Source organism: Paraburkholderia sp. BR13439, assembly GCF_040948805.1.
Lineage (GTDB): Bacteria > Pseudomonadota > Gammaproteobacteria > Burkholderiales > Burkholderiaceae > Paraburkholderia > Paraburkholderia youngii.
In genome coordinates, this window is sequence record NZ_JBFPKN010000014.1 from 61,242 (window position 1) to 74,881 (window position 13,640).

10 protein-coding genes and 3 pseudogenes are annotated in these 13,640 nt (G+C 59.0%); 6 read left to right on the top strand and 7 right to left on the bottom strand.

The features are described 5' to 3' along the window. The first annotated feature begins 360 nt into the window (after nucleotides 1–360). Nucleotides 361–1,053, top strand: a complete 693-nt coding sequence (locus tag AB3X96_RS25625) for a Crp/Fnr family transcriptional regulator (protein ID WP_368591910.1) — start codon at nucleotides 361–363, stop codon at nucleotides 1,051–1,053. Between the two features lie 341 nt (nucleotides 1,054–1,394). Here the strand turns inward: AB3X96_RS25625 and AB3X96_RS25630 are convergent. The 3 genes and pseudogenes from AB3X96_RS25630 to AB3X96_RS25640 form a co-directional block, all read right to left on the bottom strand. Then, a pseudogene (locus tag AB3X96_RS25630) lies at nucleotides 1,395–1,633 on the bottom strand (winged helix-turn-helix transcriptional regulator); the annotation flags it as partial. 17 nt (nucleotides 1,634–1,650) lie between these two features. Next, complete coding sequence (locus tag AB3X96_RS25635; protein ID WP_368591911.1) at nucleotides 1,651–1,995, bottom strand: DoxX family protein; 345 nt, start codon at nucleotides 1,993–1,995, stop codon at nucleotides 1,651–1,653. A 2-nt stretch (nucleotides 1,996–1,997) separates the two neighbouring features. Continuing rightward, nucleotides 1,998–2,921: an NAD-dependent epimerase/dehydratase family protein gene (locus tag AB3X96_RS25640; protein WP_368591912.1), complete on the bottom strand. Its 924-nt coding sequence runs from the start codon at nucleotides 2,919–2,921 to the stop codon at nucleotides 1,998–2,000. A 129-nt stretch (nucleotides 2,922–3,050) separates the two neighbouring features. Here AB3X96_RS25640 and AB3X96_RS25645 point away from each other — a divergent pair, with 129 nt between their 5' ends. Together AB3X96_RS25645 and AB3X96_RS25650 are read left to right on the top strand one after the other, a co-directional pair. Continuing rightward, nucleotides 3,051–3,656 (top strand): TetR/AcrR family transcriptional regulator, encoded by a 606-nt coding sequence (locus AB3X96_RS25645; RefSeq protein ID WP_368591913.1) that lies wholly within the window; start codon nucleotides 3,051–3,053, stop codon nucleotides 3,654–3,656. A gap of 68 nt (nucleotides 3,657–3,724) precedes the next feature. Continuing rightward, a complete protein-coding gene (locus AB3X96_RS25650; RefSeq protein WP_368591914.1) occupies nucleotides 3,725–4,372 on the top strand; it encodes a hypothetical protein in 648 nt (215 codons plus the stop codon). Here AB3X96_RS25650 and AB3X96_RS25655 read toward each other — a convergent pair. Beyond that, nucleotides 4,331–4,615 carry an autotransporter-associated beta strand repeat-containing protein gene (locus AB3X96_RS25655; protein WP_368591915.1) on the bottom strand — a complete coding sequence of 95 codons (285 nt, stop codon included), beginning with the start codon at nucleotides 4,613–4,615 and terminating at the stop codon, nucleotides 4,331–4,333. The genes AB3X96_RS25650 and AB3X96_RS25655 overlap by 42 nt on opposite strands. 44 nt (nucleotides 4,616–4,659) lie before the next feature. On the opposite strand from AB3X96_RS25655, the pseudogene AB3X96_RS25660 reads away from it, so the two are divergent. From AB3X96_RS25660 to AB3X96_RS25670, 3 genes and pseudogenes are all read left to right on the top strand, one after another. After that, nucleotides 4,660–5,838 (top strand): annotated as a pseudogene (locus tag AB3X96_RS25660) (IS3 family transposase). Nucleotides 5,839–6,411: 573 nt separating this feature from the next. After that, nucleotides 6,412–7,737 carry a hypothetical protein gene (locus AB3X96_RS25665; RefSeq protein ID WP_368591916.1) on the top strand — a complete coding sequence of 442 codons (1,326 nt, stop codon included), beginning with the start codon at nucleotides 6,412–6,414 and terminating at the stop codon, nucleotides 7,735–7,737. A gap of 536 nt (nucleotides 7,738–8,273) precedes the next feature. Next, entirely contained in the window at nucleotides 8,274–9,257 is a 984-nt protein-coding gene (locus AB3X96_RS25670; protein ID WP_368591917.1) for an MFS transporter, read from the top strand. Between the two features lie 402 nt (nucleotides 9,258–9,659). Here AB3X96_RS25670 and AB3X96_RS25675 read toward each other — a convergent pair whose 3' ends face one another. The 3 genes and pseudogenes from AB3X96_RS25675 to AB3X96_RS25685 form a co-directional block, all read right to left on the bottom strand. Beyond that, the gene (locus tag AB3X96_RS25675) at nucleotides 9,660–9,926 is read right to left on the bottom strand and encodes an alpha/beta family hydrolase (protein WP_368591918.1); all 267 of its coding nucleotides are present in this window, start codon (nucleotides 9,924–9,926) and stop codon (nucleotides 9,660–9,662) included. Between the two features lie 58 nt (nucleotides 9,927–9,984). Further along, nucleotides 9,985–10,368, bottom strand: a pseudogene (locus AB3X96_RS25680) (alpha/beta family hydrolase); the annotation flags it as partial. A gap of 843 nt (nucleotides 10,369–11,211) precedes the next feature. Next, nucleotides 11,212–13,362, bottom strand: coding sequence for a hypothetical protein (locus AB3X96_RS25685; protein ID WP_368591919.1), 2,151 nt, complete (start codon nucleotides 13,360–13,362; stop codon nucleotides 11,212–11,214). Nucleotides 13,363–13,640 lie beyond the last annotated feature (278 nt).

A 13,640-nucleotide genomic window follows, 5' to 3' on the forward strand; every position in this document is an offset into this window, starting at 1 on the left:
CTATTGATTTCCAGGGCCACGGGGCGGTAAAGCGCCTCGATTCCCGGAGGTTCAGCCGCGAGTCTGCGTGCCTTGTCGCTCATGTCGGAAGCGCCCGCTACCGTGGCATTGAACTTTTCTAGGCTAGCCTCGACTCCGCGATCGTCGTCGACGACGGCGGAGCGCCCGTGGAAACAAAGTTTGTTGCACAAAAACGACGGCATTTTTTTCTGAGAATTCGAGTACAACGTTTGCGCACCAGTTTTTCCTCGAAACTTTTCATTCAATTACGTCCAATCGAAAAAAGGATTTAACAATGCTTAAAAGTCGCACCTAAAATGCCTCTTTCTGCAAGAGATTTACTGGTACTGCAAGGCAACAATGGAAAGACTCAGGGAACAAACGCTATTCAAAACATCTAATGAGCAAGTACTCAGCCTTGCAAGGCAGGTGGCGCGCATTAGCGAATTCAAAGCGCATGATTATGTATGTTTTCAGGGCGATACTGCTTCGCCTTTAGTTATGCTGTTAGCCGGCCACCTGCGAGTGAGTGCATTATCGGAAGACGGACATGAGATCCCCATTGGTACGGCCAGTGCCGGCGAAATGGTCGGCGCTGTGTCGGCCATCAATGACATGCCGTTGCCTGGCAATATTGTCGCCACCCGTGACAGCAGCGTCGCTCTGATCAGTCGCTCCGACGCGCGCCGGATTTTTCGCGAGCCAGAGGTTGCGAGCGCATTGAATGGATGTCTGGCTCAATTGGTTCGGGACCTGGCGAAGCGCCAAACGGACCAAGGTGTTCTGGGCGCTACCGCGAGAGTGTCCGCCTGGATTGTTTCGACCCTCATCGGCGCAGCTAGCAGTGAGCAGCAGATAATTGAACTTCCGAGTCACGCATCGCTTGGAGCAATGGCAAATGTGAGCCGCGAGACAGTCTCCCGAGTTCTTGCGTCACTTACGCGACGCGGCGTGCTCGCAAAACGGGGCCGTCATCAGATATCAATTCTGGACTACGCTGCATTGCGCGCAATTGCCAAAGGATCAGCAATCGCTTCTTGCTCTGTTATCTGAACGGACACAGTGGCGTGTAGAGATCTTCAATACGGAAGTACCGTTAGACGGCGTCGGAACGGTGATGTCCGCAGGTTAGGTTTCGAAACCGTAGAGCGAATTGGGTGGTTGCTCGCCTTCGGGCGAGCGACGCTGTCTGGCAACAGCGGTTCGAGCGATTCCCGCGACGCTTAACTCATTCTTGTAATCCGCCTTCAAACGTACACCCGACGTTTTCAGATGACATGGTTTTATTAGCGGCAATTAAGCGCCACGTGATTAAAGCTCGGAATCCGTCTGTCCACCTTGATATGGGAGTTCCGGGATGGCCGACGCAGGGCGATCCACATGCCCGACGGCGATCATCCGCCTGGGGCTTCTCCGCGAAGCCGCCGCCTCATCTCCGCCCATTCAATGAGCGCCTCCATCGACGGCCCCAACGCGACGCCCAATTCACCGAGTGCGTACTCAACCCTTGGGGCACCTGGGGATAGACCTTCCGCACAACAATGCCGTCCTTCTCTAGCTGCTTGAGTTGCTGGATAAGCATCTTCTGGTTAGCCCCCTCGACAAGCCTTTCCAGCTCGGAAAATCGCAGCGGCGCATGGCGGGGAAGCCTCAACCGCGGGCAGCCAAGGTGACCACAATCAGAGCCGAAAAGACCAGCGCCGGGGCGAGATGCCGGAATGGCTCCCGATTTCGCACCAACGTGAAGAGCGCGCCGATCATGATCGCACCGGCCAACGTTAAGCCCAAGACTCTGGTTTGTTGTCCAAGAAGAAGTGCCGCACTGAGCAATTCGAGCGCGCCACAGAGAAACTGAAACCATGCCGGATAGCCCCAGCGTGCGAAGTCGCGCTTCACCGCGCCGGGCCTTGCGAGATTGACCACGCCAGCAATCGTGAACAGCACCGCGACGATCATCGCGAGGGTTGATTCGAGAGACGCACTGCTCCACGCCATCGTCATGCTCCGTTAGTTTGCTGAAAGTGTTTGGGTGCAGAGAGGTCCGCAATCAGGCCAGGGCCATGGGGTTCCCACTCGAGAACTCCCCGGGCATGCTGAGCGCTTACTGTCTGGTCGAGCGCCAGTGCGTCAGCGAACGATCCAAGCGATTTGCGAGCATCGTCGAGCGGCCAGAGTTCGACACGATCGGCGCCGACCGAGGCCCGAATCGCTTTACCCATTTCGGCAACGGCAACAGCATCTTCCGCGACCACGTTGAAGATCTGTCCCGTGACTCGACTGTCTCCGGTTGCCGCCTGTTCCACCGCGCTCAGATAAGCCGTGGCGAGATCATCGACGTGAACGGCCGGCCAGTGATTGCGACCATCGCCGACGACCCTCACACTGCCAGTCTGACGGACCATCCCGGCAAGCATGCCGAAGATGCCGCCACCGTAGCCGTGCACCATCGCCGGCCTGAGAATCACCGCGGCAATCGAACGGCTCGCTGCTAGCGCCCGCACATGTTGCTCCACTGCGGGCCGCCAGGCGACGAGTGGTGTCGGGTTCAGCGCTGATGCTTCAGTCGCGGATTCTCCCGCAGTATTGCCGTAGACCCAGGTGCCCGACGTATAGACAAACACCGCGCCCGGACGCAAATGCGAAAGCATCGCTACAACCGCGGCCTCATCAGCAGTAGCGGCGGAAGCGTCGTTGGTCGACGCGGCGTGCACCACGCCATCAGCGGCACTGACAGTCACAGCGAAAGACTGTGGCTCACGCAGGTCGCCGACATGCAGTTTCACACCGAGACGTGCCAGCGCGCTGGCAGCCGCCGACCTGTCCTGGCGCACCATCACCGTCACCTGATGGCCGCGGCTGATTGCCCTGCGCGCGATCGCTTGCCCGATGTAGCCCGTACCACCCGTAATGAATAGTTTCAAAGCGTTCTCCCCAACGATTGCCTGCGAAGTTGAACAGTCACCAAACGAGACCAAGCAGTCTCGTTTTCGCGAAGGTAAACGAGACTGATCAGTCTTGTCAACTACCCGGCGATCTGGTATTTATTTCGTATGAACGCTTCCTCTCTTCCTGGCCTGAGCCCGCTGCAACGCCGCAAACGGACTGCCATCCTCGATGGCGCGAAAACCGTTTTTTTAAGCGAGGGTTTCGGCCTGGCAACCATGGACGATGTCGCGGCGGCCGCCGGCGTCGGCAAACAGACGGTCTACCGCCACTTCAAGTCGAAGGAGGCGCTCTTCGTTGGTCTGGTGAGCTCGATGTGCACTCAGGTGGGCGGAGTTCTAGCCAGTGCTCAGAACGAGCAATCCGATGGCGCACCCGAAGTCGAGCTGCGCGAGTTGGGATGGGTGTTGGCACAAATTCTGATCACGCCGGATTATCTGCGGCTTTACCGGGCCATCGTTGCTGAGGCCGAGCGTCTTCCGGAACTCGGCCAGGTGTTTTACGAAAATGGGGCAAAGGTCGTGCGTGCCTTCGCCGCAAAAATTCTGCGAAAGCGATTTGACGAATCGACTGCTGCATTGCGAGCAGCTACATTCGTTCAGTTGCTGCTAGGCGACGTGTATCTGGAACTGTCAATTGGCTACACGGTGCCCGATGTTGAAGCGCGCTTTGCGCTGCAGATTGACGAGGCGGTGACGGCTGCACTTCGCTAAGGAGCGCCGCATAAGATTGTCGAGCCACTGCATGCAGAGCGCAGCGGCGTGCAGCGCGGGAAGCCATCATGCGGTCCATATGCGGCAGCGCCGCCATCGACTATCTTTGGCTGGGCCTCGGCAATACGCTGGCGACCCAGGTTCCCGGATCGACGTCGTCTGGCGCGTTGAACGTGAGCGGCGGCACGCTCACGTTCAACTCCGCGCTGCAGGTCGGCGACTTCGGCGGCACGGGCTCGGTGACGCAAACCGCAGGCAACGTCGTCTTCGGGACACCGGGCACGCCGGTGTCGCTGAACATTGGCGACCAGGGCGGTACTGGCACCTACAACCTGTCGGGCGGCACTGTCACATTCGGCAACAGCGCCACCGACTTCGTGACGCTCGGCCGCAATACGCAAGGCAATCCGAGCAGCGGCACGCTCAACCTGAGCGGCGGCACCTTCAACGTGGCTAACGGGGCGCTGTTCATCGGCTCGAACGTCACGTCCACGGGTAGCCAGGGCACCGGGATGATCAACCAGACCGGCGGCACTCTGGCAATCGGCAGCGCGTCGAGACTGTACCTCGCGGCGGCTGGCAACGGCACCTATAAAACCTGTCGGGTGGCACGCTGCAGATTGGTGGAAGCTCGCTGTTCGGCGACTACAACAATCTGGGTGGCACCTATGCATTCAATCTCGGTGGAGGAACATATCGAAGGTGCCGTTGTTTAACATCCCGCTGGTCAGATTGATGCTGCCGCTGCCCGTCAACGCCAGCGTGCCAGCAGAGATGGTCGTCATGCCGGTATAGGTGTTCGCATTGGTCATCGTGAGCACCCCATTGCCGGCCTTGGTCAATGCTCCGCTTCCGGAGAGCACGCCGGACCATGTCGCGCCGATGCCGTTGGTGTCGATGGTCGATGTCGTGCCTCCGACCAGCGTCGCGTTGACGCCTGCGCTCAGCGCCGAATCCACCACCTGTATCGACTATCAATAAGCCTGGTCATTACGTGGAAAGCATCGAAATTCTGACCGAGCCGGAGCGCCGCCGTCGGCGCACGGCGCAGGAAAAAATCGCCATCGTGCAGGAAACACTGGAGCCGGGAGCCTCGGTGTCGGCCGTGGCGCGTCGGCATGGCGTGAACGCCAACCAGGTGTTCGCCTGGCGCAAGCAATACCAGGAAGGCAGTTTGACGGCAGCAAAGGCCGGTGAATCCGTTGTGTCCGCATCTGAGCTGGCCGCTGCCATCAAGGAAATCAAGGAACTGCAACGGCTGCTCGGGAAGAAGACGTTGGAGGTCGAAATCCTGAAAGAAGTTGTTGAATGAGGCCGGTCAAAAAACCTGATTACGCGCTCGCTTTTGCTGCCGGGGGACGACCATTGAAAACGGTCTGCGAAGTTCTCGGCGTGGCGCGCTCTGCTGTGGCGGTGAAGCGGGTTCGTCCGTCCGATTGGCGCGATGGTCGTCGTGCCCGCGTAACCGATGACGCTGGGCTGGTTGAGGAAATTGGAGCCCATGTGGAGTATCTGCCGACGTACGGCTATCGGCGTATATGGGCGCTGCTGCGCCGTAGTCGGGAAATGACTGGTGCGCCGAGCATCAACCATAAACGCGTGGATCGCGTCATGCGTGAGAACCAGTTGCTGCTGCGTCGCCCCAGCGTGCAACGAGACAAGCGACGACATGATGGTCGCGTTGCCGTGGACCGCAGCGACACCCGCTGGTGCTCCGATGGCTTCGAGTTCCGGTGCGACGATGGCACGCCGCTTCGGGAAACGTTCGCGCTGGACTGCTGCGACCGCGAAGCGATTAGCTGGGCGGCGACAACCGGCGGGCATAGCGGCGATGTCGTTCGCGACGTGATGCTGACCGCGGTCAAGCAGCGCTTCGGTACGACACAGGCCGCGCAACCCATCGAATGGCTGTCGGACAACGGCTCGGCCTACATCGACCACCGCACGCGCAGCTTCGCTCGCGAACTGGGTCTTGAGCCGGTGACCACGCAATGGCATGGCCGAGTCGTTCGTAAAGACCATGAAGCACAATTACGTTGCCTATGTGGACAAGCCTGACGCACCAACCGCGCTCTTGCGCCTGGCTGTCGCGTTTGAACACTACAATGAATGCCACCCGCACAAAGCCCTGAAATACCGCTCGCCTCGCGAGTTCAGGCGTGCTGCGGTGTCATCAACCTAACGGTATCCGCGTGTCCTGAGTTACAGGGGCAACGCCACCGCGGATATGGTCAACCGTATCGGTTAGGGGGCGGCTAGATGATTTTCAATTGAAGCCCCTCAAGCCATGCGTTGGCTTGCGCAGATGAACAGGAAATTTGGTCTCCATCATCCAGTTGGCATCACCATCTCGCCTTCGCTCACAGAAGAGAACTGGCGGGCATCAGGTGCTCGCGCAGAGTATGGGTACGACTTGGGTTTGGTATCAGCTTTCAACGTTTCAAGACCGGGTCGAACTGAGCCGGCCGCCGTCGGACTCAGTACGGCCAGGAGGCGCCGGTCGCAACAACCACATCAGTGGCCATTTGCGAGTGCCAACCAGTCATTTTCAGACGGAGACCTCCCCCCTCGAAACTGATTGTCTCGTCCCCGCCAAACCCGACCGAGCCATGGCGCCGGCGCCGAGCTATCTGTTCGAATGCACGCCGCATAGCCGGAGAAATGACTTTCCATATTCGTTTTTCTTGGTTCCGCTGTTCCTTAACGTCTAATAGATTGTGCGTTCGAAAATTCCAATAACTTCGACACGCTCGACATGTTCAATAGACGTTTGATAGCTTTGGCCGCGCTCCCATTCATTCTGGAGGCCTGCGGTGGAGGCAGTATTTCGGATAGCCCGAACCCTTTGGCGAGCTCGGATCAGTTGGCAGCCGAGAAACTTGCAATCGCTGTTGTTGAGGAGCCTGCCGTTGTTGCGGCAAAAGCTACGCTTAAAGCCAACTGGCTGGCGGCGGCTCGAGCGACCGGTGGCGTATCGGATGAGGCGTTGACAAACCTCGATGAAGCCGTAGATGAAAGTGTATTCGCCTTCGCGCTATCGCTTGCTTCCGGCGATGCCAACGACCCGAAGGTGGTTTCGTTTCTCGCAGCCCCGCACAATTGGTACGGAATGAACGTGCCGGGATCGCGGACAACCTTTGATAACCCGGACACCATATACCGCAAGATCCCGGTTGATCCTGCGTCGAGCTACGTCTTAACGGGAACAGTCCACGCGCAAAAGCCTGTCGATTTCAATTTCAGCCTCTACAGCAGCACCAGCGCAACGCTGTCCAACCTCGCCGGCGACCAGCTCGCCACACAGGCAGATGGCAGTTTCGTCATCAACGCCAGCTCGTTATCAAGCGGGGGCAGCAATCAAATCCAGCTCGTCTCGGGAGCCGCATCCATCTTCGTGCGCGATACGATCAACGAATGGGGAGTACAACAATTCAACAGCCTGGCGATAAAGCGGACCCCGTCAGTCTCGACGCAACCACAGACCGCTGACGCTCTCGCTACAACTCTGGCAGCGACACTGCAAACTCCAGCTGCGGCTGCGCCCTTCATTGCCTACAATACCCTTGGGTACGCTCAGCCTGTCAACACGCTTCCTGCGCCATCGCTTGGCGGCACCGGGGGGCGCCTCGCAAACCAGGCCGCCTCATATGCTGCATTCCAGCTTGCGGATGACGAAGCACTGGTCCTTAACGTCAACATCGGTGGGGCAAAATACTTCATCGCACCGGCCTATGGCCGATGGACGATCACGACCGACTACATCAATCACACCCAGACGCTAAACAACGCGCAAGCGGTGCCCAACCCGGATGGCACGTACACGTTCGTGATATCGCCGAAAGACCCAGGCGTCTACAACTGGGTTGACACGGCAGGACTGCACCAGGGCTTCCTTAACCCACGCTGGCAAGGGTTACCCACGACGCCTGCTTCGGTGGGTCCGTCGGCGACCGTCAAGGTTGTGAAGCTTGGCGATCTTCAGACCGTTCTCCCCACGACAACGAAGTACGTCACTGCGACGGAACGCCAAGCACAGTTGGCTGCGCGTGCTGCGAGTTACGCATCGCGATACGCACCCTGAACTCTTCGCGCTGGCGTGAATGAGCGCCTGACGGCGACGCAGGATCTCGCCGCCGGCTGTACATTGAGCGCGGTCGTCCAGGACGGGCGCGAGCGGCCGGAAAGGACTGCGAAAGCGGACGCCTTTGCAGTAACGTCGAACGGCAGGAGAGGGTCGACTTATGCCGATCGCATCAAGCACACGTTCGAGACGACTGTCGCGCTCGGTCGTCGGACGCAGTCGTCAGGCGCAACGGTTGCAGGATACTCAAGCGTCTCCTCCACTTCCGGAAGCTGCCCTTTACCGGAGAAAGGACGACGCAGCAGGGATTAGTCGAACGCGGTCCCATGCGTGGAATTCACGCAGGCCATCACGCTCTTTGTCTCATGTCATCCCTGTGCCGGGACATCGCCATCGCCTGCCTGGCGGCGCTTCAGGTGATCAAGCGCGCCCTGCCTGGACTGTGAAGTTCTGCTTCATAGCCCATCAACATTGTGAGGCATAGTCGCTCACGCAAATTGATGCTACACCTAACGTGTCAGTCAGGAGTGACGAGCTTGCAATGTCTCACGCATTTGATGGCGATGCGCGAACACGATCGCGCGACCGGCCTGATTGGCCACGAAGTCCTGAATTCACCAGGAGAACCGGTGATGACCGCCGCCTCTGTTTCCGCCGGCATCGTCCTGCCACGCCCCGCCTGGCGCAGCCTGCTTTGGCTCGCCCCGCTCACGGTCCTGTGGATTGTGTTGATCTACTGGCAACCGATTATCCCGGACAGTGGCGTTCAAACCACGGCACACCAGTTGATTGCCCAGGCGTTCATCGCGGTCGGCTTGTGGCTCGGCCTCGAAGGCACCGACCTGACGCCGGGTCAACGCCGCACGACCTGGCTTGCGATCATCATCCCGCACACACTATGGTTCGCGATCGTCTGGAGCGTCGCGATCCACGGCGTCTTTCACCTGAGCTCCTCACCCCCACCGGTGCCGTTGCTGCCGTTGGCGATCATCCTGCCGGTGGTCATCGGCGCGCCGCTGTTGCTGTTTTCGAAGCGGGTCGGTCAGGTGCTCGACGTGATGCCGGCGGCTTGGCTGGTCGCTCTTCAGCTTTACCGGGTGTTCGGCAGTTGGGCTCTCGCTGCCTGGCTGCATGGTGCTCTGCCAGGTCTCGTGGCATTGCCAGCGGGAACTGGCGATGTACTGACCGGCTTGTTCGCCGTGCCGGCGGCAATCGCGGTGGCGAGCGGTACAGTTCAAGGGCGGAAGGCGGCGCTCGTCTGGAACATCTTCGGCCTCGCCGATTTCGCCGTCGCGGTTACCTTGGGGATAGTAACCTCGCCCGGCCGCTTCCAGTTGATCGTTCCGAATGTGCCAAGCATTAACGCCGGCGCTTATCCGTATGTGCTGACCCCTGCTTTCGTGGTGCCGAGTTCCATCCTGCTGCACGCGCTGTCGCTACGCCAGTTGACCCGACGACGCGCAAGACGACCAGCAAGCGGCGAGCATCGAAGGGCGATTCTGCGGCCTCTTGATGCTTAGTCTCAACGGCCGGTATCCAATCGAAAGCCGTCGCCTTCGATCGATGCACTAAACGGCCGAGGAGGGTCGGTTTCGGGCGACCGCGTCGGGCAGTGACCGGCCAATGCGCGTCGTTCGACGCTCCGCCTGTCTGGTTCCGCCCGCATCCCTAAGCGGTCACTCACGGATCGGCGCCGGCCCAATCAAAGCAGATGCCCTCCGCGAATTCCGGAGGCGGATCACCGCAGGCGGATCTGACAAATTCACTCACTCGGCACTGGGAAAACGTCGCTGACGCGACAGGCGTCGCTTATTGTGGCTATGCGACAGACCATCTGCGGATAGCGAAGGGATTGAGGAGTGCAGCACGGCGAATTCGCCGGCTCGCCGTCCCGACTCTGCTACAAGCATTCCTGCGCTTGCTCAGGTAACGGGCACGAACTCTCCTTCAGCGAAGAACCACGCCGACATCGTCCGTGCCAGTTCGAGCACGACCTCCGCGTCGGTCCGACCGGAGGACGCGCGCACGTGGAACGAATGATCTGCGTCGTCCACCACATGCAGCGTGGCGCGTGGCCCCAGCATATCGACTACCGACCTCAGCAGGTGAAGCTCGGCCAGCTTGTCGCGCGTGCCCTGCAGGAAGAGCATCGGCACCGTGACGTCTGCCAGGTGCCGTGCCCGCTCCATGCCGTGCCCGCTCCATGCCGGGCGCGCCCGCCGGGTGCAGCGGGAACGCGACGAAAGCGAGGCCACGCACGCCGTCGAGCGGGGAGATGGCTTGGGCCTGGGACGTCATGCGGCCGCCGAACGACCTGCCGCCCGCGAAGAGCGGCAGGGCTGGCAGCCGCCGGCGGGCCTCTGCGACGGCTGCCCGCACGGCAGCATGTGCCACGGCCGGCGAGTCCACCCGCTTGGAGCCCCGCTCCATGTACGGAAACTGGTAGCGCAATGTGGCGACATTGGCCGCCGCAAGCGCGTCGGCCAATGACGACATGCCGGCGTGCTGCATGCCCGCCCCGGCACCGTGCGCGAAGACATACAGGGCTCGCGCGTCCTCCGGCACTCGGAGGAGCGCAGAGACCTTGGTGCCGTCGGGCAGTGCCATGGAAAGCGATTCTGGGTCGTCCATCGTATTCAGGTCGTGTCGTTGTGGCCTTAGCGCCGATTCTGTATCAATGAGGCATCGGGGAGCGTTTGTGGCGGCCTCCGGCAAGGCATTGCGCAGGCGGAGTTTGCCGGCCGATCCATGGAGCGCGCGCCCATCGTGAACGGCGCCGCAGTCGCGATGTGTCGGTTGACGACCGCAGTCCCGACCTGTGGGCCGCAGCGTGATCCGCGCTTTGAGACATCTGCGTAATAGCACGCCTGCATCATTGTCAGCCAGCTGTTACGACACTGCAATCACCGTCAAAGGAAGTTCTCGAAGCGCAGTTCATTTATCTGGCTCTCTGGAAGAGCATGTCTGGCTGCAGAAAGTTCTGGGTTCGGCCACAAGCGGTCGGTCGAGGTCGCCATCCAATTCGGACATCCAAGGCATCGTTCGCTCGATCTCAATGACCGGTCTTCGGCGGGCAGATCGCAGGTGGCATTGCCTCAACGCGGGCCGGCTAGCGCCCGACAACCGAGCGCGACGGTCGTCGGGCGGATGAGCGGTGCAAAAGGCATAACCCGACCCACTGCAGCCCGTCGAACCGCTCGGACCATTGGCCGCTTTCGAGTAACGAACAGTCCTTCGTCGGGCTTTGGGCTGCCCGAACTGCATCTGGAAGTGGGCCGGACGACATCAATATTTCAGGCAGATCCCGATGAGTCGTCTGCGAATGACTCACCAACTGGCACAGCACTCCCTTTTGTGTGAGAGGAAAGTTGAACATCAAATTACATATCAGGAAAATTCGACCAAGCTTTTCAGCCAATAAACTTCCTTGCAGGGCAACGCCGGCCCTTATAAGGGCCGGCGCACTTCACAGGATCAATTCGAACCGGAGTACTTCAGAGTCCAGGTGAACGTACGACTACTGCCAGCGTTGAGTGCGAAGGGGCGCGTCGTACAGGCGAAACTCGAATGCAGTTGCCCAATCGGCGTTGTCGACAGCGGATTGGTGACCCCGCCCGCCATCTCGAAGTTAGACAGGACACAACTGTCAAAACCCGTAGTGTCATAGCTGGTCGCATTACTATTGGAGTAGCGAACCGAGTAACCATCGCTACCCGCTGTGGCGTGCTGGACATCTGCAAAAGACGTGAAGTCCGTCTCGACCGCGATGTTGCCGGTCAACGTTCCAGAATTCAGCGTATCGGCTCGCGTCAGTGTGCCTTGACCAAACGTTAGGACCGTGTGGACCTGCAGGTCGATATCCGTGGCATAGGTTGCATTCTTAACGGCCTGCCGGAACTTGGTCGTGTCGAAAGAGACGACCACCTGGCCGTTATTTTCCTGAACGTTCAGGTTCCTATAATACGTGACCGGAATGTAAGTTTTCCCGTTATAGGAAACTTGCGGAATCAGCAACGCATAGCCCTGGTCCGTTGTGCCATAAATCAGGTTGTCGGAGAACGGCGTCGGGTAATAGGGCGTGTACGAATTGTAGTCGGGTGCCTGGTTCAGGTTGAGATTGATGATGCGCTTGCCGTCGCGCACCGTGATGAGCGCTGCGCTGTATGGGTGAGCCGTATCCGTGGGCAAGTTGTACCACGTGAGCGTGTAATGCGGCCTCGCATCCAGCCAGGCTTGCAGGTCGGAGTCAGCCATGGGTGCATTGCCGCCAAAACCCAGTTTGTTCCACCAGGCATTCACATACATGTACTGGTGTAAAAGACTGAAATTCTCACCCATGACTCGAGGTTTGCCGCGATACGCATCGGTTCCGCGCCCTTTGACCCACATATTCACCGACGGCGTCGGCAGGGTCGGGTCGTACCAGAAAGTGTCAAAGCGGTAAGCCGCCTTATAGATGAACGAATAGGCGACCTGCATTTCCTGCGCGGTCAACACGCCTGCATTGGCCGCCGCGGTCAGGATTTCCATGAAGGCTGTATCGCCGTATGGGCCGATGGAGCGGCCATAATTGAAACCCTGCCCGTCTGCGTTGAGCTGGGGAAGAATCAGATCGACTGACTTGCGCAGATAGGATTTCAATTCAGGTGTTAGATTGGCCTCATTGCCCATTTCGAACGTTCGCTCAACGACTTCTCCAATGAGCAGCGTGCTATATCGATCGAAGCGTGCCTGATCAAAATAGGTCGTATGTGTATTCGAGGCCTCGTCGGAAAAACCGCCGGACGAGTCTCTTCTAATGTGATTCGTGAGTGTGTACAGAAGCGCGTCCCGCGCGCCCATCGATGCCACAGCCGGGTCGGTCGCGGAAGAGAAAGTCGGATTGGTCCATCCAAGTTTCTGTCTCAGCCCCGCAATACCGTAAGAAACCGCATAGTAATTCTGTGCGGTATTAAGCGATGCAACGTCGATCGGCACACCTGCGGCGGGGCACGTATTTTTCGTGCCGCTTGCATCCGCGCCGAACATATCGCAGAAGGTCAGGCGATTCTGCAGCGTAGCCAGCATGGCGTCACTGAAGACTTCGTTGAGCATACCGTGCGCCTTGAAATTATTGAGCGCAACGAGGTAGTAGTACTCGCCCCATGACGTATTTGCGTACGTGTAACTGGCGCCGCTCGTCTGCGCCATCATCGCGGTCGTTATCTTTTGATACGTCGCGAGGTAATCCGCGTATTTCGGATCCCCTTTCGCCTTCATATCGATCAAAATGTACGACAGACCGAGCGCCAGTTTGCCAGGCAGGAATTTATCGCCCGTGTTGGTATCGAGCACGTGCACCGGGCTGCCGTCGCCCAAGTCCATGACCACTTGCGTGAAATCAGGTGCCTTCCTGATGAGGTCAAAAAGCGCTCTCATCTGTCCCATCATGGTGATGGGCACCCCTGCGCCTGAAGGGACGCTCGTATCCGTCGCTCCATAGACAATTCCATGAAGAGAAACTGTAGGGGCAGAAGAAACCGGATTTTTCACAGCGTCAATCCCGCCGCCTCCGCAGGCACTGACGAGAAGAAGCGTCAGTGCACTGAACGCAAACGTAACGGATGATTTTCGCGATGGACGCATTTTTGTCTCCTGATTGTAAGTGGATCGACGCCGAAATTAGCAATCTCACCAACGTATCTGGCTATTCGTTCTCTTGGGTTTGCAACTGAGCACCAGTTCACGGAAGTCAGAAAACCCTACGAAAATCCGCTCACGTCGTTTCACTCTGTTCGCGCCGACACATGAACGACCCATATTCCGCCCGCCGCGTCCCCTCGATCGCCGTCGACGCGCACCATCTCGGCGTGATTCAGGCTGCTGCGGACGCCAAAGAAAACGATTAACTAAATGTCAGGGTA

Bases quoted from the DNA above. Each gene is read 5' to 3' on its own strand.
- AB3X96_RS25625 (WP_368591910.1), top strand. From the start codon at position 361: ATGGAAAGACTCAGGGAACAAACGCTATTCAAAACATCTAATGAGCAA.
- AB3X96_RS25635 (WP_368591911.1), bottom strand. From the start codon at position 1,995: ATGGCGTGGAGCAGTGCGTCTCTCGAATCAACCCTCGCGATGATCGTC.
- AB3X96_RS25645 (WP_368591913.1), top strand. From the start codon at position 3,051: ATGAACGCTTCCTCTCTTCCTGGCCTGAGCCCGCTGCAACGCCGCAAA.
- AB3X96_RS25650 (WP_368591914.1), top strand. From the start codon at position 3,725: ATGCGGTCCATATGCGGCAGCGCCGCCATCGACTATCTTTGGCTGGGC.
- AB3X96_RS25665 (WP_368591916.1), top strand. From the start codon at position 6,412: ATGTTCAATAGACGTTTGATAGCTTTGGCCGCGCTCCCATTCATTCTG.
- AB3X96_RS25675 (WP_368591918.1), bottom strand. From the start codon at position 9,926: ATGGAGCGGGCACGGCACCTGGCAGACGTCACGGTGCCGATGCTCTTC.
- AB3X96_RS25685 (WP_368591919.1), bottom strand. From the start codon at position 13,362: ATGCGTCCATCGCGAAAATCATCCGTTACGTTTGCGTTCAGTGCACTG.